The 26432-nt window shown below is 72.1% G+C and carries 23 protein-coding genes; 12 read left to right on the plus strand and 11 right to left on the minus strand.

Features of this window, described 5'->3' with window-relative positions; translation table 11 throughout:
- Positions 1–13: 13 nt before the first annotated feature.
- A complete protein-coding gene (gene edd, locus ACFFGY_RS21125; RefSeq protein WP_377046516.1) occupies positions 14–1828 on the minus strand; it encodes a phosphogluconate dehydratase in 1815 nt (604 codons plus the stop codon).
- 133 nt (positions 1829–1961) lie between these two features.
- The gene (locus ACFFGY_RS21130; RefSeq protein WP_377046517.1) at positions 1962–3053 is read right to left on the minus strand and encodes a DUF2125 domain-containing protein; all 1092 of its coding nucleotides are present in this window, start codon (positions 3051–3053) and stop codon (positions 1962–1964) included.
- Positions 3054–3185: 132 nt separating this feature from the next.
- On the opposite strand from ACFFGY_RS21130, the gene ACFFGY_RS21135 reads away from it, so the two are divergent.
- On the plus strand, positions 3186–3776 hold the full coding sequence (locus ACFFGY_RS21135; RefSeq protein ID WP_377046518.1) for a gamma-glutamylcyclotransferase: 591 nt from the start codon (positions 3186–3188) through the stop codon (positions 3774–3776).
- A 243-nt stretch (positions 3777–4019) separates the two neighbouring features.
- On the opposite strand, the gene ACFFGY_RS21140 is transcribed toward ACFFGY_RS21135, so the two are convergent.
- From ACFFGY_RS21140 to ACFFGY_RS21155, 4 genes are read right to left on the minus strand one after another with little or no spacing between them, the layout of a single operon-like run.
- Positions 4020–4739 (minus strand): lysophospholipid acyltransferase family protein, encoded by a 720-nt coding sequence (locus tag ACFFGY_RS21140; RefSeq protein ID WP_377046519.1) that lies wholly within the window; start codon positions 4737–4739, stop codon positions 4020–4022.
- Positions 4736–5659, minus strand: coding sequence for a YdcF family protein (locus ACFFGY_RS21145; RefSeq protein ID WP_377046520.1), 924 nt, complete (start codon positions 5657–5659; stop codon positions 4736–4738). Before ACFFGY_RS21145 ends, ACFFGY_RS21140 begins: the two co-directional genes overlap by 4 nt.
- On the minus strand, positions 5659–6525 hold the full coding sequence (locus tag ACFFGY_RS21150) for a cell division protein FtsX (protein WP_377046521.1): 867 nt from the start codon (positions 6523–6525) through the stop codon (positions 5659–5661). Before ACFFGY_RS21150 ends, ACFFGY_RS21145 begins: the two co-directional genes overlap by 1 nt.
- Entirely contained in the window at positions 6518–7315 is a 798-nt protein-coding gene (locus ACFFGY_RS21155; RefSeq protein WP_377046522.1) for a cell division ATP-binding protein FtsE, read from the minus strand. The genes ACFFGY_RS21150 and ACFFGY_RS21155 overlap by 8 nt, the downstream gene beginning before the upstream one ends.
- Before the next feature lie 58 nt (positions 7316–7373).
- On the opposite strand from ACFFGY_RS21155, the gene ACFFGY_RS21160 reads away from it, so the two are divergent.
- The 4 genes from ACFFGY_RS21160 (at position 7374) to ACFFGY_RS21175 (ending at position 12641) form a co-directional block, all read left to right on the plus strand.
- On the plus strand, positions 7374–7922 hold the full coding sequence (locus tag ACFFGY_RS21160) for a zinc-ribbon domain-containing protein (RefSeq protein WP_377046523.1): 549 nt from the start codon (positions 7374–7376) through the stop codon (positions 7920–7922).
- Positions 7923–8037: 115 nt separating this feature from the next.
- A complete protein-coding gene (locus tag ACFFGY_RS21165) occupies positions 8038–9888 on the plus strand; it encodes a glycoside hydrolase family 15 protein (protein ID WP_377046524.1) in 1851 nt (616 codons plus the stop codon).
- A 234-nt stretch (positions 9889–10122) separates the two neighbouring features.
- Complete coding sequence (locus tag ACFFGY_RS21170) at positions 10123–11391, plus strand: acyl-CoA dehydrogenase (protein WP_377046525.1); 1269 nt, start codon at positions 10123–10125, stop codon at positions 11389–11391.
- 11 nt (positions 11392–11402) lie between these two features.
- Positions 11403–12641: a CaiB/BaiF CoA transferase family protein gene (locus ACFFGY_RS21175; RefSeq protein ID WP_377046526.1), complete on the plus strand. Its 1239-nt coding sequence runs from the start codon at positions 11403–11405 to the stop codon at positions 12639–12641.
- Between the two features lie 184 nt (positions 12642–12825).
- Here ACFFGY_RS21175 and ACFFGY_RS21180 read toward each other — a convergent pair whose 3' ends face one another.
- The 3 genes from ACFFGY_RS21180 to ACFFGY_RS21190 form a co-directional block, all read right to left on the minus strand.
- Entirely contained in the window at positions 12826–13944 is a 1119-nt protein-coding gene (locus tag ACFFGY_RS21180) for a DNA glycosylase AlkZ-like family protein (protein ID WP_377046527.1), read from the minus strand.
- A gap of 120 nt (positions 13945–14064) precedes the next feature.
- Positions 14065–14994, minus strand: a complete 930-nt coding sequence (locus ACFFGY_RS21185; protein WP_377046622.1) for a tyrosine recombinase XerC — start codon at positions 14992–14994, stop codon at positions 14065–14067.
- A gap of 101 nt (positions 14995–15095) precedes the next feature.
- On the minus strand, positions 15096–15764 hold the full coding sequence (locus tag ACFFGY_RS21190; protein ID WP_377046528.1) for a hypothetical protein: 669 nt from the start codon (positions 15762–15764) through the stop codon (positions 15096–15098).
- 209 nt (positions 15765–15973) lie between these two features.
- Here ACFFGY_RS21190 and ACFFGY_RS21195 point away from each other — a divergent pair, with 209 nt between their 5' ends.
- Entirely contained in the window at positions 15974–16438 is a 465-nt protein-coding gene (locus ACFFGY_RS21195; RefSeq protein WP_377046529.1) for a lysozyme inhibitor LprI family protein, read from the plus strand.
- Between the two features lie 116 nt (positions 16439–16554).
- Here ACFFGY_RS21195 and fsa read toward each other — a convergent pair whose 3' ends face one another.
- Positions 16555–17211 carry a fructose-6-phosphate aldolase gene (fsa, locus tag ACFFGY_RS21200; RefSeq protein WP_377046530.1) on the minus strand — a complete coding sequence of 219 codons (657 nt, stop codon included), beginning with the start codon at positions 17209–17211 and terminating at the stop codon, positions 16555–16557.
- 37 nt (positions 17212–17248) lie between these two features.
- Between fsa and ACFFGY_RS21205 the strand changes: the two genes are divergently transcribed.
- Both ACFFGY_RS21205 and ACFFGY_RS21210 read left to right on the plus strand, forming a co-directional pair.
- Positions 17249–19501: a primosomal protein N' gene (locus ACFFGY_RS21205; protein WP_377046531.1), complete on the plus strand. Its 2253-nt coding sequence runs from the start codon at positions 17249–17251 to the stop codon at positions 19499–19501.
- A gap of 318 nt (positions 19502–19819) precedes the next feature.
- Positions 19820–21358 carry a sugar porter family MFS transporter gene (locus ACFFGY_RS21210; RefSeq protein ID WP_377046532.1) on the plus strand — a complete coding sequence of 513 codons (1539 nt, stop codon included), beginning with the start codon at positions 19820–19822 and terminating at the stop codon, positions 21356–21358.
- Between the two features lie 105 nt (positions 21359–21463).
- Here the strand turns inward: ACFFGY_RS21210 and ACFFGY_RS21215 are convergent, their stop codons facing one another.
- Positions 21464–21709: a hypothetical protein gene (locus ACFFGY_RS21215; protein WP_377046533.1), complete on the minus strand. Its 246-nt coding sequence runs from the start codon at positions 21707–21709 to the stop codon at positions 21464–21466.
- Positions 21710–21957: 248 nt separating this feature from the next.
- On the opposite strand from ACFFGY_RS21215, the gene ACFFGY_RS21220 reads away from it, so the two are divergent.
- Genes ACFFGY_RS21220 through atpD form a run of 4 tightly spaced genes read left to right on the plus strand, consistent with a single transcriptional unit; the run spans position 21958 to position 26431 of the window.
- Positions 21958–22539, plus strand: a complete 582-nt coding sequence (locus ACFFGY_RS21220; protein WP_377046534.1) for a F0F1 ATP synthase subunit delta — start codon at positions 21958–21960, stop codon at positions 22537–22539.
- A gap of 2 nt (positions 22540–22541) precedes the next feature.
- Entirely contained in the window at positions 22542–24074 is a 1533-nt protein-coding gene (atpA, locus tag ACFFGY_RS21225; protein ID WP_377046535.1) for a F0F1 ATP synthase subunit alpha, read from the plus strand.
- A gap of 24 nt (positions 24075–24098) precedes the next feature.
- Positions 24099–24986, plus strand: a complete 888-nt coding sequence (locus ACFFGY_RS21230; protein WP_377046536.1) for a F0F1 ATP synthase subunit gamma — start codon at positions 24099–24101, stop codon at positions 24984–24986.
- A gap of 14 nt (positions 24987–25000) precedes the next feature.
- Positions 25001–26431: a F0F1 ATP synthase subunit beta gene (atpD, locus tag ACFFGY_RS21235; RefSeq protein WP_377046537.1), complete on the plus strand. Its 1431-nt coding sequence runs from the start codon at positions 25001–25003 to the stop codon at positions 26429–26431.
- Position 26432 lies beyond the last annotated feature (1 nt).

Raw genomic sequence — 26432 nt, forward strand, 5'->3', positions numbered from 1 at the left:
CGTCGGTTCGGGTTCAGAACACCGCGGCGCCGGCTTCGGCCGACCCCACCACGGCGCGGAAGTTGCGGAACAGCTCGCGCCCCGTGCCGAACTGCGAGGACGCCATGTCGTCCTGCGCCGGTTCGCGCGCCGCCCACTCAGCCGCGTCCACCAGCACCTCCAGCCGGCCAGCGGTGGCGTCGAGGCGGATCATGTCGCCTTCCCGGATGCGGGCGATCGGCCCGCCATCGGCGGCTTCCGGCGTGACGTGGATGGCCGAGGGCACCTTGCCGGAAGCGCCCGACATGCGGCCGTCCGTCACCAGCGCCACGCGCTGCCCGCGGTCCTGCAGCACGCCCAGCGGCGGCATCAGCTTGTGGAGCTCCGGCATGCCGTTGGCCTTGGGGCCCTGGAAGCGCACCACGGCCACGAAGTCGCCGGTGAGCTCGCCGCGCTTGAAGGCGGCCTGGAGCTCGGCCTGGTCGTGGAAGACGCGGGCCGGGGCCTCGATCACGTGCCGCTCCGGCGCCACGGCGGAAATCTTGGTGACGGCGCGGCCCAGGTTGCCGTCCAGCACCTTGAGGCCGCCGGTCGGCGCGAAGGGGGTTGCGATGCCGGCGAGGATCTTCGGGTCGCCGCTCTCGCGTGCCGCCTCGCGCCAGACCAGCTCGCCTTCCGGGCCGACGCCCGGTTCCTGCACGTAGTCGCGCAGGCCGCTGCCCCAGACGGTGTTGACGTCCTCGTGCAGCAACTCGCCGTCCAGCAGCTCGCGGATCAGGAAGCCCATGCCGCCGGCGGCGTGGAAGTGGTTCACGTCGGCCTTGCTGTTCGGATAGATGCGGCACAGCAGCGGCGTGACCGCGGCGAGGTCGCTGAAGTCGTCCCAGCTCAGCTTGATGCCGGCCGCGGCCGCCATGGCCACGAGGTGGATCGTGTGGTTGGTGGAGCCGCCCGTCGCGTGGAGGCCCACGATGCCGTTGACGAAGGCGCGCTCGTCCAGCACGCGGCCGATCGGGGTGTAGGCATTGCCGTTGGCGGTGATCGACAGCGCGCGGCGCACCGCTTCCGTGGTCAGCGCGTCGCGCAGCCCGGTGTTCGGGTTCACGAAGGAGGCGCCGGGCAGGTGGAGACCCATGATCTCCATCAGCATCTGGTTGGTGTTGGCGGTGCCGTAAAAGGTGCAGGTGCCCGGGCCGTGATAGCTCTTGCTTTCGGCCTCCAGCAGCGCGTCGCGGCCGACCTTGCCCTCGGCAAAGAGCTGGCGCACCCGCGCCTTCTCGTCGTTGGGCAGGCCCGAGGTCATGGGGCCGGCAGGGATGAAGACGCCGGGCAGATGGCCGAAGCTCAGCGCGCCGATCACCAGGCCAGGCACGATCTTGTCGCAGATGCCGAGGTACACCGCCGCGTCGTAGGTCGCGTGCGACAGCGCCACCGCGGTGCCCAGCGCGATCACGTCGCGCGAGAAGAGCGACAGCTCCATCCCGGCCTCGCCCTGCGTCACGCCGTCGCACATGGCGGGCACGCCGCCGGCCACCTGCGCCGTGGCGCCGGCGCGGCGCGCGGTCTCGCGGATCAGCTCGGGAAAACGCTCGTAGGGTTGGTGCGCCGAGAGCATGTCGTTGTAGGCGGTGACGATGGCGAGGTTCGGGGCATCGCCGCCCAGGAGCTCCGCCTTGTCGCCGGGCAGGCAGGCGGCGAAGGCGTGCGCCTGGTTGGCGCAGCCCAGCCCCCTGCGGCGCGGGCCGGCGGTGGCGGCCGCCTCGATGCGGCGCAGGTAGGCCGCGCGCCCCTCGGCGCTGCGGCGGATGATACGATCGGTGACGTCGGCGACGACGGAGCGGACGGGCATGGAACGGTCTTTCCCGGATGTGCGGGCGGAAACAAAGCCTGGGCCCGGCCCCGCCGCCCCGCAAGGGTTCAGCGCCGCGCTTCGTGACAGGGCAGGGTCCCGGCTCTCTCCCGCCTGTCTCCGGACGCGCCCGTCAGGGCCGGCGCGTGCCGGCCGGATCGGCGCCCGTGGGCCAGGCGAGCGGCGGCAGCCGCGTCACGGGAAGGCGCGCCAGCGACAGGCGCCGGTCTTCCAGGGTCACCGGCAGTTCGACCTGCGCCGCCTCGCCCGGGGCGGGCGAGCGGGCCAGCAGCCGCACCACCGACTGCGCCAGCTGCGCGACGGAGGGCTGGATCACGCCCGCGGCGCTCATGGCCGCGACGGCTTCCTCGGCGCCGGACAGGCGCAGCGTGCCGGCGCCCATCGGCTGCAGCTGCTCATCCAGCGCCATGGTCGCCGCGGCGGAGGCGGCAAGCTGTCCCCAGCGCAGGGTGACGTCGCGCAGTTCCAGCACGCCGCCCGCGTCGCGCCACGCCGCGGCGCGCTGGGCCGGGGGCTGGCGGGTGCCCGGCAGTGGGCCGGTCAGCGCCGCCTGCAGCCCCGCCTCGGCGATGGCGGGGCCGAGCGGCCAGACCTCACCCGGCTGCGGCGGCGGCAGGGTGATGTCTTCCGCCCGCGCGCCCACCGTCACCGCGTTCTCGCCCTCGATGGCGGTGCTGCGGGTGGCGAGGCTGCCCTGCAGGTGCCGGATCTCCAGCCCTTCGCGGCGGAACGGCAGGCCGAGGCGGAGACGCTCCGCTTCCAGCTCGCCGCCGCGCGGCGGAACGCCGCTCTGCAGGGGAAGGCGGCCGGTGATGCGGTCCGCTGCGAAGGGAAGCTCCAGCGTGCCGAGCCGCAGCCGCTGCGGTCCGCGCGGCTCGATCCGCAGGGCGTCCAGCCAGGGCAGCGACACCTGCAGCACCAGGGCCGGGGACTGCCATTCCATCCCTCCGGGCAGGCCCAGCGCCGCGCCCTGAAGTCGGAAATCGGGCAGGCGCAGGGTGGCCGAGAGCGGCCAGCCCCCGCGCTGCGGCGCGCCGTACTCCACCCGCCAGCCCTGCGCGCGCCGTGCCTGGGCCCACTGATCGAAGCCGTCTTGGAGCCGCTCGGCCATCAGGTGCCACAGGAAGGCGTGCCCGGCGGCCATCAGGGCGAGCAGCACCAGCAGGGCGACCAGCGGCCGCAGGACACGCACGGGGCGGCTCATCGGGACAGCGGGCGCCCGAGGGCCGCGCGTCGCGTGACCGGCGCGGGGTGGACCAGCCATGCCCTGCGGGCGGGGAGAGGGATCTTCTCGGTGCTCACGGCCGCCGCTATAGCGCGGCCCTCGATCCCGCGCATGACCCCTGACCCTTCCGGCCCCGACCTGCCGCTTTCCCAACTGCTGGACGCGGACGGCAAGCTCTACGTCTTCGCCTACGGCTCGTTGATCTGGAAGCCGGGCTTCGCCACCGAAGCCGAGCACGCAGCGCTGCTGCGGGGCTACCACCGGCACTTCTGCGTCCGCTCCACGCGGTATCGCGGCACGCCGGAGCGTCCGGGGCTGGTGCTCGGGCTGGACCGGGGCGGCTCCTGCCGGGGCGTGGCGCTGCAGGTCGCGGCGGAGCAGGCGGAACCCGTCATGCGCTACCTGACGGAGCGGGAAATGTCCGGCGGCTCCTACCGGCAGATGCGGTTGCGGGTGCGGCTGCTCGACCAGGGGCGCGACGTGCGGGCGGTGAGCTACGTGGTGGATCGCCGCGCGGCGAGCTACTGCGGCGTGCTGACGCCGGAAACGGTGGCGGCGGCCATCGCCGGGTCCGCGGGCGGCATGGGGTCCAACCGGGACTACCTGCTGAACACCCTGTCGCAACTGCGAGCGCGCGGCGTGCGGGACCTGGGGCTGGAGCGGCTGGCGGTGCTGCTTCCGCCTGCCGGAACCGAGGGCTGAGCGAGCTTTCCTCAGAGTTTTCCACAAGCTAGGTCGAGTCGTCCCCAGCTTCCGCCGCTTCGCAGGGCAGTTACTCACACACGGGTCGGGATAACCGCCTGAACCCTGGTTAAGTCATTGTTCTTGTTGGCTGTAGAACGAATCAGGTTCACGGGCGGAAAGTTCGGAATCCAGCTTTGGCAAGCCCTTGACGCGTAGTCTTTGCACAAGGCGGCAAAATCGGGCCGCAGCTCTTCCACCAAATTATCCACAGGGGGTTGCGCGGCCCCGGATAAGCCGGGCGGATGCCTCCTCGACCTCGTTCTCCAGGCGCTGCATCAGCGTGGCGCGCGGCAGGCCGGCGGGCAGGGGCGGCAGGATCGCCAGGGTGATCGTGCCGGGACGCTTGCTGAAGGCCCGGCGGCCCCACAGCAGGCCGCTGTCGGTGGCGACCGGCACCACGGGCAGGCCGGTGGCACTCGCCAGCGCCGCGACCCCGGGCTGCCAGGTGACGCGCTCGCCGGGCGCGGTGCGGGTGCCCTCGGGAAAGATCACCAGCTGCGCGCCGTCGCGCTCGGCGAATTCGCGGGACTGCCGCACCATGGACTTCAGCGCCGCACCCCCGCCGGCACGGTCCACCCCGACCGAGCCGAAGCGACGCGCCAGCGCCCCCCAGCCCGGCAGGCGCAGCAGTTCCTGCTTCATGATGTAGACCGGGTGTGGCAGCAGGGTGAGCCAGACAAAGGTGTCGAAGGCGGACTGGTGCTTGGAAGCCAGGATCGCGGGCCCCTGCGGCAGGTTCTCCATCCCTGTGACCCGCAGCCGCATGCCGCAGATCACCGCCATGCAGCGGATGATCCAGCGTGCCCAGCCGGCGACGAAAGGGCGCACCAGGCGGCGCGGCAGCAGCAGGCCCACCCAGGGAAACACCGCCATGGCGAACAGGAAGATGGCGTTGAACACGGCCGAGCGCAGGGCGATCACCGGGAAGGCTCCGAAAGGGGGGCGGACAGCGCCGGGGCGGATGGTGCCAGGGCGGGCGAGGCTGGGGTGGGTGATGCCGGAGCGGACGCTGCCGGTGTGGACGACGTCGGGGCAGACGATGCCGGAGTGGATGGCACCGGAGTGGACGGCGCCAGAATAGAAGACGCCGGCGTGGACGGCGGCGGCATGGACGACGTCGGGGCGGGCAGCGTGCCGGGCACGGCCGGCGGGGCCGGAGCGCCGGCACCGGAGGCGCCCTCCATCCCCGGCACGGCGGGGGTGTCGTCCCCGTCCTCGGGCGGCTGGATCGCGGGGCCTTCCTCGTCCAGCGGCGCCGGCTCAGTGCTGCCATAGGCCGAAAGCCCCATCCAGGCGCCCACCAGCTTGAAGTATTCGCGCAGCATCGCCGGCAGCCGCGCCCGGTGCGGCTCCACCGCGTAGGGCACGAGTTCGGCGACCGGCAGGGCGCGGCGCAGCTCCAGCAGGGCGCGCGGCATGTGGAAGCCCGCGGTCACCACGGTGATGCTGCGGATGTCGCCCGCCAGCGCCCAGGCCGCGACCTCGCGCGCGTTGCCGCGGGTGGAGCGCGCGTCGCGCCCGACGGTGGTGCGGCCGAGAAAGGCGAAGGGCTCCATCCCGGCCTCGCGCGTCAGGGCGGCGAGGTCGGTGGAGGCGCCGGCGCCCGAGATGATCAGCCGCGCTGCGCGGTGCTGGGCGGCGAGGCGCAACCCGGTTTCCACACGGTCGGGCCCGCCCGTCAGCACCGCGATTCCCATGGTTTCAGGCGTGGCGGCCGGGCGCGGCCGGCCGCTGGCGTCGAGGTACCAGGCATAGCCCGCGCCCAGCACCAGCAGGGCGGCCAGGGTCAGCAGGGTCACGCTACGGCGAAGCGAGTTCCGCAGCATCGAGACGCGGCGCATCAGGGCAGGCGGCGCAGCCAGCGTCGGACGGTCGCCTGGGCGGTGAACCAGCCGATCAGCCCGGCAAAGGGCGGCAGCATCAGCAGCCCCCCCCAGGGCAGGCTGTCCCAGGGGATGCCCTCGGCGCGGCCGCCCGCGAAGGGCGCCGCCAGCTGCGCCAGCGCCAGCAGCGCGGGCATCGCCACGATCGCCCCCAGCACGGCGCCGGCCGCGGCCAGGCCGCCGACCCGTGCCGCGAAACGCCCGGCGATGGCGCCGTGCGTGGCGCCGAGGTCGTGGAGGATGCCGATCGCCTCGCGCCGCGCGGCGAGGCCGGCGCGGGTGGCCACCGCCACCACCGCGGCCGACACCGCCGCCACCAGCGCCAGCGCCGCCACCGCGATCCCCTGCACGCTGCGCGCCAGGGCGGCGAGGCGGGCGACCCAGAGGCCGTGCGACTCGAGCTCGGCGTTGCTCACCCGGGCGCGCAGCGAGTCCGCCAGCGCCGGCAGGTCGCCGCCCAGGTCGCGCAGATGCACCTCGATCACGCCCGGCAGCGACAGGGCCGGCGTTTCCCCCAGCCAGGGGCGCAGCAGCGCCCCCAGGCGCGCGGGGTCCACCGGTTCCGCCGTGGCAACCGAGGGTGAGGCGCGCAGCACCGCGAGCGCGGCGTCCATGCGCTCGGGCGTCGGGTCGGGAACCTGCGCAGTGACGGCGGCGGCGGCGCCCTGCTGCCAGCGCTCGGCCAGGGCGGCAGCGCCGTGCGCCCCGGCCAGGGCCAGGGCCGCCAGCAGCGACATGGCCGCGACCAGACCGGGCAGGAGGCGGCTCGACAGCGCCCGGCGCAGGCCGAGCGGGTCGCGGGAGCGGCGGCGGCGCTCAGCCATTCCGCTCATCCTCCTCGTCGGGGTCGGCCTCGTCGTCCGGTTCGGTTTCGTTCTTGCTGCCCGGTGCCGGCGGGCTGGTTTCGGCGCCGTAGGCCTCCACCTCGCCGGGGTCGTGCCCCTCGAAGCTCACGAGACGGCCGTGCGACAGGCGCATCACCGGCGCCGGAAAGGCGTCCACCAGTTCCTGCGAGTGGGTGGCGATCACCACGGTGGTGCCGAGGCGGTTCATCTCGGTGAGCAAGGCCAGGGTGCGGTGCGCCTGCCGCGGGTCGAGGTTGCCGGTGGGCTCATCGGCCACCAGCAGTTCCGGCCTGGCCACCACGGCGCGGGCGATGGCCACGCGCTGCTGCTCGCCGCCCGAGAGCTGCTGCGGCAGCGCGTCGGCGCGGCTGGCGAGGCCGACCCAGCGCAGGATCTCGGTCACGTCGGCGCGCAGCGAGGATTCCAGCCGCCCGGCCAGGCGCAGCGGCAGGGCCACGTTGTCGAAGGCGTTCAGGTAGGGCAGCAGGCGGTAATCCTGGAACACCGCGCCGATGCGCCGGCGCAGCGGCGGCAGGGCGGAGCGGCGCGCGCGCGACAGCCGAACGCCCAGCACCTCGATCTCGCCCTCGCTGGGGCGCAGCGCGCATTGCATCAGCCGCAGCAGCGTGGTCTTGCCGGCGCCCGAGGCGCCGGTCAGCCAGGTGAAGGAGCCGGGGGGAAGAAAGAAGCGCAGGCCGTGCAGCGCCACCTGTCCTTCTCCGCCGGCGGGATCGGGGTAGCGCAGGCCTGCGTCGCTGAAGCGCACCATGGGGCGGGGTGTGCCACGGGGCGGCGCGTGAGGCTAGGATGGGTCGTCGAGGAGTCGCATGCGTATCATCTGTCCCCGTTGTGAGGCCGCCTACGAGGTGCCGGAGATGATGCTCTCCTCCGGCCTGTCGGCGGGGCGGACCGTTCGCTGCGCCCGTTGCGGCGCGCGATGGGCGCCGCTGCCGCCGCCCGCCGGGGCCAGGCCGGAGGAAACGGAAGCACCGGTCCCGCTGGTGCCGGACCCCGTGGTGCCCGGCCAGGGGACACCCGCCCAGGAAACCGGCCCAGGGACACCAGACCTCGCGGCGCCCGATCTCACGGCCCCCGACCTTGCGGTGCCGGAGGCCGGGACGGCCGTGGCCGATCCCGGGACGCCCGCCGCGCCGGACGGGGCCGCCGGTGAGGAGGTGCGGCTGCTGCCGCCGGTCGCGGGCCCGCGCCGGGACCGGCTGGAGCCGCGGCGGACCCGACCCGCTCTCCTGCTGGGCTGGATCGCGTCGCTGGGCGTGGTGGCCGGCCTGGTCGCGGTGCTGCTGCTGCGCCACGAGGCCGTCGCGGCGGCCTGGCCCCCGGCGCTGTGGCTGTACCGCTTTCTGGGCCTGGCCTGATCCGGTCCGTCGACCTTGGCCTGCGTCGGCGCGTTCCCTGCGTGACACCGCTGCCGGGCCTGGAGCAGGGCCCGATGACGCGGCAGCATGAGGTTGAAGCGGAGGATCCGGCCCGATGGCCCTGCGTATCGAGGATTATGCCCTGGTCGGCGACTGCGCCAGCGCCGCCCTGATCGGCCGCGACGGCTCGGTCGACTGGCTGTGCTGGCCGAAGTTCGACGCCGACGCCTGCTTCGCGGCGCTGCTGGGCAGCCGTGAGAACGGCCGCTGGCTGCTGGCGCCCCGCTCCGCCGCGGCCACCGCGGAGCGACGCTACCGCGACGGCAGCATGATCCTGGAAACCCGCTGGACCGTGCCGGCAGGGGATGGCGAGCCCGGCTCCGGTGGTTCCCAAACGGGGGGCGTCGTGGTGGTGACGGACCTGATGCCCGTGGGGGCCGCCTGCCCGACCCTGCTGCGGCAGGTGCGCTGCGAGGCGGGGCAGGTCGCGATGCACACCGAATTCGTGCTGCGCTTCGGCATGGGCGCCAGCATTCCCTGGGTCAGCCAGCTGCCCGACGGCGGCCTGCGCGCCGTGGCGGGGCCGGACATGGTGCTGCTGCGCACCGCCGTGCCGCTGCAAAGCCATAACCTCCACACCGAGGGCGACTTCACCCTGCGGGCCGGCGAGGAAGCGGTGTTCGTGCTGTGCTACACGCCCTCCCACCTGCCGGCACCGCCCGCCCCGGAGCCGGCGGAGCTGACCGCGCAGACGGAGCGGTTCTGGCGCGACTGGTCCGGCCGCTGCGGCGTCGCGGATGGCTGGTCGGACACGGTGCAGCGCTCCCTGCTGACGCTCAAGGCCCTGACCTACGCGCCGACCGGGGGGATCGTGGCGGCGCCCACCACCTCGCTGCCGGAATGGATCGGTGGCCCACGCAACTGGGACTACCGCGCCTGCTGGCTGCGCGACGCCACGCTGACCCTGCTGGCGCTGCTGCATGGTGGCTACATCGAGGAAGCGGGGGCCTGGCGCAACTGGCTGCTGCGGGCGATCGCGGGAAACCCGGCCCAGGCGCAGATCATGTACGGCCTGGCCGGCGAGCGCCGCCTGCAGGAATGGGAGGTGCCCTGGCTGAGCGGCTACGAGAACTCCGCCCCCGTGCGGGTCGGCAACGCCGCGCACGAGCAGCGCCAGCTCGACGTTTCGGGCGAGGTGATGGATGCGCTGTACCAGGCGCGGGTGAGCGGCCTGCCGGAGGACGAGCACGCCTGGGGCCTGCAGGTCGTCGCGATGCGCCACTTGGAACAGGCCTGGCGGGAGCCGGATCAGGGGATCTGGGAGATGCGCGGGCCGCCGCGGCACTTCGTGCATTCCAAGGTGATGTGCTGGGTCGCCGTGGACCGCACCGTGCGCTCGGCCGAGGAGTTCGGCCTGCCCGGCCCGGTGGCGCACTGGCGGCAGCTGCGCGACGAGATCCACGCCCAGGTCTGCCAGCAAGGCTTCGACGCGGCGCTGAACAGCTTCGTGCAGTCCTACGGTTCCACGCAACTGGACGCGAGCCTGCTGCTGCTGCCTGCCGTGGGCTTCCTGCCGGCGGATGATCCGCGCATCGCCGGCACGATCCGCGCGGTGGAACAGCGGCTGGTCGGGCCCGGGGGGTTGGTGCTGCGCTACGACACCAGCGGTGGCGAGGACGGTTTGCCGAAGGGGGAGGGGAGCTTCCTCGCCTGCTCCTTCTGGCTCGCCGATGCCTGGATCCTCCAGGGGCGCCGGGCCGAGGCGGAGCGGATGTTCGAGCGGCTGCGCGGGCTGTGCAACGATGTCGGCCTGTTGTCGGAAGAATACGACGCGGCCGCCGGGCGCATGCTGGGCAATTTCCCGCAAGCCTTCTCGCACATCGCGCTGGTGAACACGGCCTACAACCTGTCGGGCACCGTCACGCCGGCCACGCAGCGCGCCGGCGGCGTCGCCGCCGCGGCCTGAGGCCGGCGCTGGTCTTGGCGGCCGCCGCCGGGCCGGTGGACGCGGAGGCGGGCAGCCGTTGATACCGGGGGCCGGCGTGATGGCCGAGGCCCCGCCTGTCGCCCTGGCCGGGAATTTGTCCCAAGATGGTCATGGCCAGGCTTCCCGGCGGGCCGGAACCGCTTCGCGCCCGCAGTGCCGCGAGGCGGTCGACGGTACGGGGAAGCGCGGAACAAGTACGAGGGACGCCCGGGAATGAACCACACGTCGCACGCCGCGAGCAGCGCCACCCTGCCGCCCGAGGCCCGCCCCGAAGCCACGGCCGGCGCCGACCTCGGCGCCAAGCCCGGCACGCCGCGCGCCAGCTTCCAGTGGGACGACGCCCTGCTGCTGGAGGACCAGCTAGGGGAGGAGGAGCGGATGGTGCGCGACGCCGCCCAGGCCTTCTGCCAGGACCGGCTGATGCCCCGCATCCTGGAGGCCAACCGGCACGAGCGCTTCGACCGCGAGATCATGAACGAGTTCGGCGAGCAGGGCTTCCTGGGTGCCACGCTGGAGGGCTACGGCTGCGCCGGCGTCGGCTACGTGTCTTATGGCCTGATCGCGCGCGAGGTGGAGCGGGTGGACAGCGGCTACCGCTCCGCCTTCTCGGTGCAGTCGTCGCTGGTGATGTTTCCGATCCACGCCTTCGGCTCCGAGGCGCAGCGCGAGAAGTTCCTGCCCAAGCTGCGCAGCGGCGAATGGGTCGGCTGCTTCGGCCTGACCGAGCCGGATGCGGGGTCCGACCCGTCCTCGATGCGCACGCGGGCGAAGAAGGTCGATGGCGGCTACCTCGTGTCGGGGTCCAAGACCTGGATCACCAACTCGCCAATCGCCGACGTCTTCGTGGTCTGGGCCAAGGACGATGAAGGGATCCTGCGCGGCTTAATCCTGGAGAAGGGGATGAAGGGGCTGAGCGCGCCCAAGATCGAGGGCAAGATGTCGCTGCGCGCGTCCACCACCGGCATGATCATGATGGAAGAGGTCTTCGTGCCGGAGGAGAACCGCCTGCCCGGCGTGAAGTCCCTGGCCGGGCCCTTCGCCTGCCTCAACCGCGCGCGCTACGGCATCGCCTGGGGGGCGCTGGGCGCGGCCGAGTTCTGCTGGCACGCCGCGCGAAGCTACACGCTGGAGCGCAAGATGTTCGGGCGACCGTTGGCGCAGACGCAGCTGATCCAGAAGAAACTCGCGGATATGCAGACCGAGATCACGCTGGGGCTCCAAGCGGCGCTGCGCGTGGGGAGGCTGTTCGACGAGCACCGCGCGGCGCCGGAGATGATCTCGCTGATCAAGCGGAACTCCTGCGGCAAGGCGCTGGAGATCGCGCGCGCCGCCCGCGACATGCACGGCGGCAACGGCATTGCCGACGAGTACCATGTGATCCGCCACATGGTGAACTTGGAGGCGGTGAACACCTATGAGGGGACGCACGACGTCCACGCGCTGATCCTGGGCCGTGCCCAGACCGGGCTGAACGCCTTCTGACGGGCACGGATATGGCCGCGCCGCTGGAGGGCATCCGCGTCCTCGACCTGAGCCGCATCCTGGCCGGCCCCTGGGCCAGCCAGACCCTGGCCGACCTGGGCGCCGAGGTGATCAAGGTCGAGCGCCCCGGCGCCGGCGACGACACCCGCGGCTGGGGACCGCCCTATCACGAGGGGGAGGGCGGGGCCTCGGCCAGCGCCTACTTCCTGGCCGCCAACCGCGGCAAGCGCTCCGTCGCGGTGGAGTTCGCCAGCCCCGAGGGCCAGGCGATCATCCGGCGCCTCGCGGGTGAGTGCGACATCCTCCTCGAGAACTACAAGGTCGACGGGCTGCGCAAGTATGGGCTGGACTACGAGAGCCTGCGCGCGGTGAACCCGCGGCTGATCTACTGCTCGATCACCGGCTTCGGGCAGACCGGGCCGTACCGCGCAAGGTCGGGCTACGACTTCCTGCTTCAGGCCATGGGCGGGCTGATGAGCGTGACCGGCGACCCGGAGGGCGAGCCGATGAAGGTCGGCGTCGCCATCACCGACCTCTTGACCGGTCTCTACGCCGTCACCGCCGTGCTGGCCGCGCTGCACGAGCGCGCGCGCAGCGGCGAAGGGCAGTGGATCGACCTCGCCCTGTTCGACGTGCAGGTGGCGACGCTGGCCAATCAGGCCTCGAGCTTTCTGGTGTCGGGCCGCGAGCCGCGGCGGCTGGGCAACGCCCATCCCAGCATCGTGCCCTACCAGTCCTTTCCCACGGCCGACGGCGACATGGTGGTGGCGGTGGGCAATGACGAGCAGTACCGGCGCCTCGTCACCGCGGGCGGCCGGGCGGAGCTCGGCGTGGATGAGCGCTTCCGCACCAATGCCGACCGCGTGCGCAACCGCGCCCTGCTGGTGCCGCTGCTGACCGAGATGCTGCGCGAACGGCCGACCGCCGAGTGGCTGCGCATCCTGGAGCCGCTGGGCGTGCCTTGCGGTCCGGTGAACGGCCTCGCCGCCGCCTTTGCCGACCCGCAGGTCCAGGCGCGCAGCATGGTGCGCGCGCTGGAACACCCGCTGCTGGGCAAGGTGCCGAGCGTGGCCAGCCCCTTGCGCTTCTCGCGCACGCCGCTGCAGCAGGATCGCGCCCCGCCCCTGCTGGGGGAGAACACGGAGGAGGTTCTCCGAAACGTGCTGGATGCTTCGGAGGCGGAGCTCCGGGCCTGGCAGGAAAGTGGCGCGATCCGCGTGCCCCGGGCCGGGGAACAGGGTCCGGACTGAAGGCGGACCCTGTCGCGGTCCGATAGTTTTCACCCGCGCCGGTTCGGGGCTCCACCACGCGGCCCATGGTGCTTCCCGCGGGGTGCGGCACCGTCGCCGTCGCGGGCTGTATGTCGGGAATGATCGGCGCCCTCCCGCCCCGGCACGATCCGCGACGTTGCTGCCGCCCGCGCCGTTGCCGCGCTCAGGCGTCGGCTGCCAGCGAAGGCGTGCCCCTGTGCCGGAGAAAGCGCTCCATCCGCGTCAGCTCGGCGTCGAGCGCGCGGCGGAACGCCTGGCTGCGTGGGGCCGCCTGGGCATAGCCCAGCTCCACCTCGAGGCTTCCGCGGGTGAGGGCGAGGTTGGCCCAGCCGATCACCGCATCCCCCCAGAGCATCGGCAGGGCGTAGTAGCCGAGCTGCCGGCGTGCCGGTGGCGTATAGGCCTCGAAGCGGTAGGCCCAGCCCCAAAGGTGCTCGAAGCGGCGCCGGTCCCAGACCAGGGGATCGAAGGGCGCCAGCAGGCGGACATCGCGCGCGCTCGCCTCGCCGTGCCCTGCCGTCTCGCCGGCGGGCCAGACGTAGCTTTCGCCGTCGATCTCCTCGCGCAGCAGCTCCCCGCTTCCCAGCGCGGTGGCGACAACCGGTGCGAGAGGCCCGAGGCCGGGGTTGCGGCGCGACATCAGCGCCAGCGCGCCTCGGAGGCTGGGCAGGGAAACCGGTGCCAGGATGCGGGCCACCAGCATCACGGCGCGCGCGGCCCGGTCGCCATGTCCGGCCACGGCCGCTATCGGCGAGGCGCACTCGTAAACCCGGATACCTTCGCGGCGACGGGCCACGCGCAGCAGCCCGTAATGGTGAAGGTTTTCCAGGGCCCGCGTGGTGGCCTTGGAGAAGCCGCCCCAGCCGTTGACGGCACGTTCCCGGCCGAAGCGCTTTTCCAGCTCCGCGGGATGGGTCGGGCCCCGTGCACGCACGAAGTCCAGCACCTCGAGCGCGAGGCCCGTCGGAGCATGACGGCCTTCCACCCCCAAAGGGTCCATGCGGGGATGGAGCAGCTGTCGGGTCGCGGCGGGCATGAAGCCGTAGGCGTAAAGGAAGTCCTCCTCCAGCCCGAGGCGTGCGAAGCGGCGTTCCAGGTCCCCGGCGCGGTATCCCCGCACGCGGTGCCGGAGAATGAGGTCCTGCGCGCGGGCAGGGGCACGGATGGGATCCGCCTGCACGAAGCCCAGCCGCTGCACGGCCTCGGGCAGGCTCAGTGGGGCAAACAGGGTCGCGGCGCGTGCCTGCCTGCGGAGGCGGTCGAGCCTGGAACCGGCGGTCACCGTCGTGCCCCGACGGTGACGGAAATCCTGCTCGGGGGCCAGGAGGGCAATTCCCGGCGGCAAGGAGGAAAGGCCGGAAGAACGGCGCTCCTCAAGGCTGGTGCTTCGCGGAGTCCGGCCTCATGCCTCATCCGCCGCGGGCGCCCCGGCCCGCGGATGGGCCCGCTTCCAGGTGTCCAGCAGCCCCTTGGCGTCCACCGCGGCGTAGCGCTGCGTCGTGGACAGGCTGCTGTGACCCAGGAGTTCCTGGATCACGCGCAGATCGGCCCCGCCGCCCAGCAGATGCGTCGCGAAGGAGTGCCGCATGGCGTGCGGCGTGGCGTGCTCCGGCAGGTTGGCCAGGCGCCGGTAGTTCTGGATCACCTTGCGGGCCACCGCATCGTTGAGGCGCTCCCCCTTGGCACCCAGGAAGAGCGGCGCCGTGCCCGGGGCACCGGGCCGGTGGCGCAGCGAGGCCAATAACGCTTCCGCCACCACCGGCAGCATCGGCACCAGCCGCTCCTTGCCGCCCTTGCCGCGCACCCGCAGCGCCTGGCCCGCGCGCGGCACGTCCCGGATGTCGAGCGACAGCGCCTCGGAGATGCGCAAGCCGCAGCCGTAGAGCAGGGTGAACAGCGCCACGTCGCGCGCTGCCAGCGCCGCGTCGTCCTGGTTGCCGCCGATGCCACCCGCGACGTCGCGGGCCTGTTCGACGGTCAGCGCCCGCGGCACCGGCGGCCGCGGCCGAGGGCCGCGCAGGCCCGTCAGCCCCGTGACCGGCACGCCGTGCTGGCGGCCCAGCCAGCCCAGGAAGCTGCGAACCGCCGCGAGCTGCCGGGCACGGGTGCTGTTGCCGACACCGGCCGCCGCGCGATGGGCCAGGAAGCCGCGCAGGTCCGCGGTCCGCAGGCGCCCCAGGGCCGCGAGATCGGGCTCTCCCCCGAGGTGATTCGTGAGGAAGCCCAGGAAGTCCGCGAGGTCGCGCCCGTAGGCGGCAAGCGTATGCGGGCTGGCGCGCCGTTCGGTGGCGAGCCAGCCGAGAAAGGCTTCCCGCGCCCCGGCGCCCGTCATGGCCTGCCCAGCCGGGGTCTGCCCCGCTGCGGTCTGCCCCGCTGCGGTCTGCCCGGTCACGGTCTGCGCGGCCGTGGTTTGCCCCGTCACGGCGCCTCCCGTCATGGCATGCCCAGCGCCGCGGCGGCCGCGCGGGCCAGGAACAGCAGCGCCTGGCCGGCCCCGCGCTCGGGCAGCATCGCGGCCTCGCGCGTGCCCAGCACCAGCAGTCGCCCCGCCGGCAGCCGCAGCAGGGCGTCGCGCAGGATCAGCGGCGCGGCCTCGCCGTGGAGGAGGTTGGCTTCCGGCAGGCCGTCCGGCGTCGCGTCGCGCAGGCGCCATTCGCGGCCGGGGGGAAGCAGCTGCGTCGCGAGCCCCGCCGGCAGCGGGCGCAGGTGCCGCGCCGGCGTGCCGCTGCCGGCCACGGCCACGCTGTCGAGACCCAGCAGGGCGGGCCATTCGGCGGCGATGACCTCGGCCGGGTCGCCATGCCGCCCCGCCGGCGCGATCAGCGCCAGCACCGCGCGCTGCACCCGCAGCTGCAGGCCGCCGCCGGAACGGGCCGCCTCGGTGATCGCGCGCGCCGCGTCGCGCTCGGCCCCCAGCATCGCCGCCATGTGGTCGGCCAGCCGTTCGCCGTGGACACGGCGCGGGGGCACCAGCCGCCGGTACAGGGCCGGCCGGTCCGCCAGGAAGCCCGGGCGCGCCGTCAGCCAGGCCGCGACGCGACCGGCTTCCTCATCCTCATCGGGCGGGGGCTGTGGTGCGATGGAAGGGCTGGGTGGCAGCATCTGGCCCAATCCTGCCCCGACGGGGCGGGCGGGGCCAGCCGCTATTTCCCTTGGGCCCTCTGGCAAGCCGGGACCGGCCCCGCCGGCGCTCGTGACAGGAGGGGGCCTTGCCCGGGGGCCAGGAGTGCGGGGAAATCGCTTTGCGGCATGTCCCCCGGGTGCGAGACCTGGACACCGTCGCACCGCTTCCCCGGAGATCCCGCCCCGCCATGCCGACCCCCATCTGCCCGATGCTGCCGGTGCTGCTCGTGACCCTGCTGTTGCCGGTCACCGCACCATGGGCGCAGGCCGCCGAAACCCCGGCGCCCACCCCTGCCCGGGCGGCCCCGCCGGTGCCGGAAAGCTGCCGCGCCGCCGGAACCGACGCGACGGACTGCGTGGAGCGGCTGGCGCGCACCGAGGAGCGCCGCCTGGACGCGGCGGTGGAAAAGCTCAGCAGCGAGCTCCGGCGGGAGCCGCGCCGGCGGCAGCTGGTGCGCTCCCAGCGCCTGTGGCGGGAATACCGGGACGCGCAGTGCGACTACGTCAGCCTCAGCGTCCGGCAGGGTGCCCAGCCGAACCGCCTGGGGCAGGCGCAGTGCCTGCTGAGCGAAACCATCCGCCGCAACGAGGAAGTAGCGCACATGGTGCCCCCCGCCACCCGAGGCGCCGCGGCGGCGGCCCGGGCCGACTGACGGCGCACCGGCCGAAGAGGCCGGACGGGGCGGCCCCGCGGCGAGGCGCCGGGCCCTGACCGGGGCCGTGCCCGGGATGGGGGCGGGATCGCGCCCGCCCCGCGCTCAGCGACGGTTCAGAGGATGCTCTGGCCGGTCTTCTTCCAGTCCGCCATGAAGGCGTCGAGGCCCTTGTCGGTCAGCGGGTGCTTCACCAGCGAGCGGATCACCGCCGGCGGCAGCGTGGCGACGTGGGCGCCGAGCTTGGCGCATTGCAGCAGGTGCACCGGGTGGCGCACGGAAGCCGCCAGCACCTCGGTCTTGATGTTCGGATAGGCCCCGTAGATTTCCATGATGTCGGCGATCAGCTCGATCCCGTCCTGGCCGATGTCATCGAGGCGGCCGATGAAGGGCGAGATGTAGGTCGCCCCGGCCTTGGCCGCGAGCAGCGCCTGCACCGCCGAGAAGCACAGGGTCACGTTGACCATGGCCCCTTCGTTCACCATATGTTTGCATGCGCGCAGCCCCGCTTCCGTGAGCGGCAGCTTGACCACGACGTTGGACGCGATCTTCCGGAGGTGCTCGCCCTCCCGCATCATGCCGTCGTAGTCCAGCGCCGTGACTTCCGCCGAAACGGGGCCGGGCGTGATCTCGCAGATCTCGGCGATGATGTCGCGCATCGGCCGGTTGGCCTTGGCGATCAGGGAAGGGTTGGTGGTGACGCCGTCGAGCAGGCCGGTTTCGGCCAGGGAGCGGATCTCGGAAACGTCGGCGGTGTCGACGAAGAATTTCATGTGGCGTTGTCCCCAACTGCGACCGCAGCCATAGCCCATGCCGACCCCCGAGAAGAAGTCCCGCAAGAAGCCCCATCAGCCCGCGCTGCTCGGGCCGGTGCGTCCTCGCGTGAAGGTGCTGCTGCCGCTGCCGCTGGACGGCGCCTACGACTACGGCGTGCCGGAGGGCATGGCGGTGCCGGGGCCCGGCAGCTTCGTGGAGGTTCCCTTCGCCGGGCGGGAGCTGCGCGGCGTGGTCTGGGACGGCGCGCCCGACCCCACCCTGTCGGAAGGGCGGCTGAAGAACATCCTGGGCACGCTGATCGTGCCGCCGATGACCGACAGCCTGCGCCGCTTCATCGACTGGGTGGCCGCTTATACCATGGCGCCGCCGGGTGCCGTGCTGCGCATGGCGATGAGCGTGCCCTCCGCGCTGGAGCCGCCGGGGCAGCAGGCGGGCTGGCGGCTGAGCCCGGCGGGCGAGGCGGCGCGCGCCGGCGGGGGCGGCTACCGGCTGACGGAAGGGCGGCGCAGCGTCCTCGACATCATGCTGCCGGGCGAGATCCGCGCCGGCGCCGACATCACCGAGGAAGCGGGCGTCTCGGCCGCGGTGCTGCGCGGCATGGTGGACCAGCGGCTGGTGGAGCCGGCGCTGCTGCCGCGCCGCACCGCCTTCCCGAGTCCCGACCCCGAGCACCCCGGGCCTGAGCTGCGGCCCGAGCAGGAGGAGGCCGCGGCCTCCCTGCGCAACCTCGTGGGCGAGCGGCGCTTCGGCGTGACGCTGCTGGCCGGCGTCACCGGGTCCGGCAAGACCGAGGTTTACCTCGACGCCGTAGCGGAATGCCTGCGCCAGAAGCGGCAGGCGCTGGTGCTGCTGCCCGAGATCGCCCTGTCGGCCCAGTGGCTGGAGCGCTTCCAGGAACGCTTCGGCTGCGAGCCGGCGCTGTGGCATTCCGAGCTCGGCGGCAGACGGCGGCGCAACACCTGGCGCGCCGTGGCGGAGGGTGAGGCCAAGGTGCTGGTGGGCGCGCGCTCGGCGCTGTTCCTGCCCTTCCCGGACCTCGGCCTGATCATCGTGGACGAGGAACACGAGACCGCCTTCAAGCAGGAGGAGGGCGTGATCTACCACGCCCGCGACATGGCGGTGGTGCGTGCCCGCTTTTCCCAGGCGGGCTGCGTGCTGGTGTCGGCCACGCCCTCGCTCGAAACGCTGAACAACGCCGAGGGCGGGCGCTACACCGCGCTCAGCCTGCCGCGCCGCCACGGCGGGGCGGGGCTGCCCGAGATCACGGTGCTCGACCTCAAGCGCGTGCCGCCCGAGCGCGGGCGCTTCATCTCGCCCCCGCTGGTGGAAGCGGTGAACGAGACCCTGGCGCGCGGCGAGCAGGCGATGCTGTTCCTTAACCGCCGGGGCTACGCGCCGCTGACGCTGTGCCGCACCTGCGGCCACCGGATGCGCTGCCCGAACTGCACCGCCTGGCTGGTGGAGCACCGGGCGCAGCGGCGCCTGCAGTGCCACCACTGCGGCCATACCGAGCCCACGCCGCCCTCCTGCCCGGAATGCGGCGCCGAGAACAGTTTGACCGCGATCGGCCCGGGCGTGGAGCGCGTGCAGGAAGAAGCAGCGCTGCTGTTTCCCGAGGCGCGGCGGCTGGTGATGGCCTCCGACACCATCCCCGGCCCGGCCGCGGCGGCGGAGGCCGCGCGGCAGGTGGCCGAACGCGAGGTGGACCTGATCATCGGCACGCAGATCGTGGCCAAGGGCTGGCACTTTCCCGGCCTGACGCTGGTGGGCGTGGTGGATGCGGATCTCGGCCTCGCGGGCGGGGACCTGCGTGCCGCCGAGCGCACGGTACAGCTGCTGCACCAGGTGGCCGGCCGCGCCGGCCGCGCCGAACACCCGGGTCGGGTGCTGCTGCAGTCCTGGATCCCCGACCACCCGGTGATGCAGGCGCTGATCTCGGGCGACCTCGACACCTTCATGGCCGAGGAAGCTGCCGCCCGCCGCCCCGGCGGCTGGCCGCCCTTCGGGCGCCTGGCCGCGGTGATCGTGAGCTCGGAGGACGAGCGCGCCGCCGACCGCGTGGCGCGCGACCTGGGGCTGAGCGCGCCGGGCGGGGAAGGGGTGCAGGTGCTGGGCCCGGCCCCGGCACCGCTGTCGCTGCTGCGCGGGCGGCACCGGCGGCGCCTGCTGCTCAAGGCGCGTCGCGACGTGGCGGTGCAGCCGCTGTTGTGGGACTGGCTGAGCCGGGTCGAGGTCCCCTCAGCGGTTCGTGTTCAGGTGGATGTGGACCCGGTCAGCTTCCTCTGAGCGAATCGGGGAAACGGCCTGAAATCATCGGTTTACTTCGTAAACTGGGTGAAACATTCCATTGGCTTGGCCGGAATCTGGAACGAATTGTGGCCTTGACATGGCAGGGTCGTGTCCGACATGCCTCGCTGCATTGCAGCATGCAACGGCGGTTTGATCGGCTTCATCGCTGATCCCGCGATACCTGGTTGAGCCGGGTCGCACCGTCTCGCGGGCCGTTGCTTCGGCCCTGTCCCGGCCTTGTGGCCATGAACCCTCAGGAGGTTTCGGCGCGCGCCCGGCACGCGCCTGACTTTCGCGTACCAGCGGAGCGATCCATTGGCAGGCACCAGCCTTCCCGCCGCCCGGCAAGCGGCACCCCGCCCATCCCCTTCCGGCAGCACGGCCCCCGCCCATCCCTTATCCGGCGGGAGTGGTTTCCTCCTCGCCATCACCGCGGTCATGGCCATCGCGGGGTTCCTGTACGGCTACGACACCGGCATCATCTCCGGCGCCCTTCTCCAGATCACCGACGAGTTCGCGCTCGACCACCGCCTGCAGGAGGTCGTGACCGCCTCCATCCTCGTGGGCGCGGTGCTGGGGGCCTTCGCCACCGGCTGGTTGTCGGAGCGTCTGGGGCGCCGCTGGACCGTGATGATCGTGGCCGCGGTCTTCTGCCTGGGCGCCCTCTGGTCGAGCCTGGCGGGCAGCGCCACGCAGCTGGCCCTGGCGCGCGTCTTCCTGGGTCTGGCGGTGGGCGGCTCCTCGCAGGTGGTGCCCGTCTATATCGCGGAGCTGGCGCCGGCCGCGCAGCGCGGGCGGCTGGTGATCACCTTCAACCTGGCGATCGGCGCGGGCATCCTGCTGGCCAACGTGGTCGGCGTGGCGCTCCATGAGCTGTGGTCCTGGCGCAGCATGATCGCGGTGGCGATCCTGCCCGCCGCGCTGCTGCTGGCCGCCATGCTGCGGCTGCCGGAAAGCCCCCGCTGGCTGGTGGAGCGCGACCGGGTGGAGGAGGCCGCGCGGGCGCTGTCTTCCGTCCGCGTGGATGACGGAACCGTAACCCAGGAGCTGCGCGCGATCCGCGAGGTGGCGCGCCAGGAGCGCCGCGATGCGGCGGCCGGCTGGCGCACCCTGGCGCAGCCCTGGCTGCGCCCGGCCCTGGTGGCGGCGCTGGGTGTCGCGGCCTTCACCCAGCTCTCCGGGCTGGAGATGATGATCTACTACACCCCCACCATCCTGGCGGGCGCCGGCTTCTCGCAGGGCGTCGCCCTGTGGTCGAGCCTGAGCCTCGCCGCGATGTACGTCGTCATGACCTTTCTGGGCCGCCTGGTGGTGGACCGGATCGGGCGCCGCGGGCTGATGTTGGTGATGATCCCAGGAACGGTGGTGAGCCTCGCCGTGCTGGGAGCACTGTTCCGCGCCGGGCTGGCCAATGACGCGAATGCCTGGCTCGTGGTGGGCGCACTGCTGGTGTTCATGCTGTTCAACGCCGGCGGCATCCAGGTGGTGGGCTGGCTGCTGGGCTCCGAGATGTTTCCGCTCTCGATTCGCGGCAAGGCGAGCAGCCTCCACGCCGCGACGCTCTGGGGCTCCAACCTCGTGGTCACCGCGACGGCGCTGACCCTGGTGCATTATGCCGGGGTGAGCGGCATGATGTGGACCTACGCCGCGCTGAACCTCGTTTCCTTCGTGTTCGTGCTGCGCTGCGTGCCGGAAACCGCCGGGCGCTCGCTCGAGGAGATCGAGACCTCGCTGCGCGAAGGGCGTTTCCTGCCCTGGCGGCCCGGCCGGCACGTGGCGCCCTCCTGGGGGCGCGCCGGATCGGGCCTGGCCGAGGTTGCCTGCGGCCGCGTGGTTGCGGCCGAGAAAGGCTGAGGCCAGCCTGGCAGCGCCGTGCGACCCTGGCGCTGCCCGAACGCCCTGGCCGGCTGGGCGGTCTTCCCCGGGGACACGCCACGCGGCGGAAATCCCCTGGGAGGCTCAGCCGCCCCGCAGCGGGAACTCGCCGCGCCAGTCGCGGATGACCTCGTGCGGCGCCTCGCCCTGTTCCTCGGGCGGCAGCTCCTCGAGCGGATCGATCACCGGGCCGGTGACGCCACCGTAGGCGGGCGGGTCGGAAGCGGGAAAGCTTTCCTCCACGGCCTCGTCGATGCCCTGATCCTCGGTACGGTCCGGGTCGCGCGGTCCGGGATTACCCGCCCCGGGATTACGTGGACTGTCACTCATGCGGTTTCTCCTGTTCCGCTACCGGGAAGCAGAGCGTCCGGCAGTGCCTTGGGTTCCCGGACCACCACCGCAAGTTGCTGACCTGTAGGCGGATTTTTCAAGCGTTGCGCGGGGAGAAGGTAGCGGAACCGTTACCACCCCGGTTGCCGAATTGCCTTTCCATATGGTAAGGCGCCCACGCCGCGAGAGGGCTTCTCCTGGCGCGCCCGGTGCTCCACCGTGGCTCAACTCACGATACGGGAACTCACGTGGCCTCTGACGCGACCACTGTCTCGCCCGACGCGCCCCGCGCCACCGGACTTGCGCAACGCTACGCGCAGGCGCTCCTCGACCTCGCCAATGAGCGGCGGACGGTGGACAAGGTCGCGGCCGATATGGAGACCCTTCTCGCCCTTTGGCGGGACGACGATACTTTCCGCGCCTTCGTGTCCGACCCGCGCCTCGATGCCGCCAGCCAGATGAAGGGCATCTTCGCGGTGCTCGACCGGGCCGGCGTGTCGGGCGACGTGCGCAACCTCGTGGGCGTGCTGGTGAACAACCGCCGTCTCGCGGTGCTGCCCACGGTGGCGACCGGCTTCGCCACCCTGCTGGCCGAGAGCCGCGGGCAGCAGACGGCCGAAGTGACCACCGCGCACCCGCTCAGCGACACGCAGCGCACCCAGATCGCCGCGCGCCTGACCGAGGCCGGCTTCGGCAACGTGCGCCTGATCGAGACCCTCGATCCGTCCATCCTGGGCGGGATGATCCTCCGGATCGGTTCCCGCCTTTACGACACATCCATCAAGTCCAGGCTCCAGCGCCTGAGCTACGCCATGAAGGGGGCTGCCTGACCATGGACATCCGTCCCGCCGAAATCTCCGAGATCCTCAAGAAGCAGATCGCCGGCTTCGACGCCGAGGCGAACGTGTCCGAGGTCGGCACCGTGCTGACGGTGGGCGACGGCATCGCCCGCGTCTACGGCCTGCAGAACGTCATGGCCGGTGAGCTCGTGGAGTTCCCGGGCGCCGGCGTGAAGGGCATGGCACTGAACCTCGAGGCCGACAACGTCGGCGTCGTGGTGCTGGGCGACGACACCCGCATCCGCGAGGGCGACACGGTGTCGCGCACCGGCCAGATCGTGGACGTGCCGGTGGGCAAGGGCCTGCTGGGTCGCGTCGTGGACGGGTTGGGCAACCCGATCGACGGCAAGGGCCCGATCCAGTCCACCGAGCGTCGCCTGGTCGAGGTCAAGGCGCCCGGCATCATCCCGCGCAAGTCCGTGCACGAGCCGATGCAGACCGGCGTCAAGGCGATCGACGCCCTGATCCCGATCGGCCGCGGCCAGCGCGAGCTGGTGATCGGTGACCGTCAGACCGGCAAGACCGCCGTGCTGATCGACACCATCCTGAACCAGAAGCCGCTGAACGCCGGCACCGACGAGTCGAAGAAGCTCTACTGCATCTACGTCGCGATCGGGCAGAAGCGCTCCACCGTGGCGCAGCTGGTCCGCACGCTCGAGGAGCGCGGCGCGATGGAATACTCCATCGTGGTCGCCGCCACCGCCTCGGACCCGGCGCCGATGCAGTTCCTGGCGCCCTACACCGGCTGCGCCATGGGCGAGTACTTCCGCGACAACGCGATGCACGCGCTGATCGTGTACGACGACCTGTCGAAGCAGGCCGTGGCCTATCGTCAGATGTCGCTGCTGCTGCGCCGTCCCCCCGGTCGTGAGGCTTATCCGGGCGACGTGTTCTACCTGCACTCCCGCCTGCTGGAGCGCGCGGCGAAGATGGGCGACGCGGCCGGCAACGGTTCGCTCACCGCGCTGCCGGTGATCGAGACCCAGGCGGGCGACGTGTCGGCCTATATCCCGACCAACGTCATCTCCATCACCGACGGCCAGATCTTCCTCGAGACCGAGCTGTTCTATAAGGGCATCCGCCCCGCGGTGAACGTCGGCATCTCCGTGTCCCGCGTGGGCTCGGCGGCGCAGATCAAGGCGATGAAGCAGGTGGCGGGCAAGATCAAGCTCGACCTCGCCCAGTATCGCGAGATGGCGGCCTTCGCGCAGTTCGCCTCCGACCTCGACGCTTCCACCCAGGCGCTGCTGGCCCGCGGCGCGCGGCTGACGGAGCTGCTGAAGCAGCCGCAGTTCCAGCCCGTGCCCGTCGAGGAGCAGGTGGTGTCGATCTTCGCCGGCACCCGCGGCTACCTCGACAAGGTGGACGTGAACAAGGTCACCACCTTCGAGGCACGCATGCTGGCCGAGGTGAAGACCACGAAGCCGGAGATCCTCGACGCGATCCGCAGCGAGGGCACGATCTCCAAGGAGACCGAGGGCAAGCTGGTCAGCTTCCTCGACGGCTTCGCGAAGAACTTCGCCTGAGGCTGACGGGGGAAAGATAGGCCGATGGCGAACCTCAAGGCCCTGCGGGCGCGCATCACCTCGGTGAAGTCGACCCGCAAGATCACGCAGGCCATGAAGATGGTCGCCGCGGCCAAGCTCCGTCGCGCCCAGCAGCAGGCCGAGGCGGCCCGCCCCTATGCCGAGCGCATGGAGCGGATCCTGGCCTCGCTGGGCACCGCGGTGGCGGGCAGCCCCGACGCGCCGCGCCTGCTGGTGGGCACGGGGCGCGACCAGGTGCACCTGCTGGTGGTCGTCACCGGCGAGCGCGGCCTGGCCGGCGGCTTCAACACCAATGCCGGCCGCTTCGCCCGCGCGCGCATCCGCGCGCTCGAGGCCGAGGGCAAGACGGTCAAGGTGATCACGGTGGGCCGCAAGGGCGCCGTGTACCTCAAGCGCGAGTACGGCTCGCGCATCATCGAGGAAATCTCCTACGCCAGCGTGAAGCGCATGGGCTTCGAGCAGGCGCAGGCCGTGGCCGACCGCATCACCGCGCTGCTGGAGCAGAACGAGTTCGACGTCTGCTCGCTGATCTACAACCGTTTCCGCTCCGTGATCTCGCAGATCCCGAGCGAGCAGCAGATGATCCCGGCGGCCCTGCCGGCTGCGGCCAGCGACGCCCAGGCGACCGTGGGCGGCGCGCTCTACGAGTACGAGCCGGGCGAGGAGGAACTCCTCACCGTGCTGCTGCCCAAGAACCTGTCCATCCAGATCTACCGCGCCCTGCTGGAGTCCGTCGCGGGCTTCTACGGCGCGCAGATGAACGCGATGGACAACGCGACCCGCAACGCGGGCGAGATGATCAACAAGCTGACGCTCAACTACAACCGCACGCGCCAGGCCAACATCACGACGGAGCTGACCGAGATCATCTCCGGCGCCTCGGCCGTCTGAGGGGATTCCGCAACATGAAGAACAACGTCGGTAAGGTCACCCAGGTCCTGGGCGCCGTCGTGGACGTGCAGTTCCCCTCCGAGCTGCCGTTCATCATGAACGCGCTGACCACCAAGGTCGGCGACCGCACGCTGGTGCTGGAAGTGGCGCAGGAGCTGGGCGAGCGCACCGTCCGCACCATCGCCATGGACACCACCGACGGCTTGGTGCGCGGCACCGAGGTCGTGGACACCGGCAAGGGCATCGCCGTGCCGGTCGGCAGCGGCACGCTGGGCCGCATCCTGAACGTCATCGGCGAGCCGATCGACGAGCGCGGCCCGGTCACGGCCGACAAGACCTACACGATCCACCGCCCGGCGCCCTCCTTCGAGGACCAGTCCACAGCGGCCGAGATCCTGGTGACGGGCATCAAGGTCATCGACCTGCTGGCGCCGTATTCCAAGGGCGGCAAGATCGGGTTGTTCGGCGGCGCCGGCGTGGGCAAGACCGTGACCATCCAAGAGCTGATCAACAACATCGCCAAGGGGCACGGCGGCGTGTCGGTCTTCGCCGGCGTGGGTGAGCGCACCCGCGAGGGCAACGACCTTTACCACGAGATGATCGACGCCGGCGTCATCAAGCTGGGCGAGAACGGTTCCACCGAGGGTTCCAAGGTGGCGCTGGTGTACGGCCAGATGAACGAGCCGCCGGGTGCGCGCGCCCGCGTCGCGCTGTCGGGCCTGTCGATGGCGGAATACTTCCGCGACGAGCAGGGCCAGGACGTGCTGTTCTTCATCGACAACATCTTCCGCTTCACCCAGGCGGGCGCGGAAGTGTCGGCGCTGCTGGGTCGCATCCCCTCCGCGGTGGGCTACCAGCCGACGCTGGCCACCGACATGGGCGCCCTGCAGGAGCGCATCACCTCCACCAAGAAGGGTTCGATCACCTCGGTGCAGGCGATCTACGTGCCCGCCGACGACCTGACCGACCCGGCGCCGGCCACGTCCTTCGCCCACCTCGACGCCACGACGGTGCTGAACCGCTCGATCGCCGAGCTCGGCATCTTCCCGGCCGTGGACCCGCTGGACTCCACGTCGCGCGCCCTCGACCCCCGCGTGGTGGGCGAGGAACATTACCGCGTGGCGCGCGAGGTGCAGCGCGTGCTGCAGAGCTACAAATCGCTGCAGGACATCATCGCCATCCTGGGCATGGATGAGCTGTCGGAAGAGGACAAGCTGGTGGTGGCGCGCGCGCGCAAGATCCAGCGCTTCCTGTCCCAGCCCTTCCACGTGGCCGAGGTCTTCACCGGCACGCCGGGCGTCTTCTGCAAGCTCGAGGACACGATCCGCTCCTTCGCGGGCATCGTGGCCGGCGAGTACGACCACCTCCCCGAGGCCGCCTTCTACATGGTGGGTTCGATCGAAGAGGCGGTGAAGAAGGCCGAGACGCTGAAGCAGGCGGCCTGAT

Source organism: Roseomonas elaeocarpi (assembly GCF_042433915.1).
Classification (GTDB): domain Bacteria; phylum Pseudomonadota; class Alphaproteobacteria; order Acetobacterales; family Acetobacteraceae; genus Roseomonas; species Roseomonas elaeocarpi.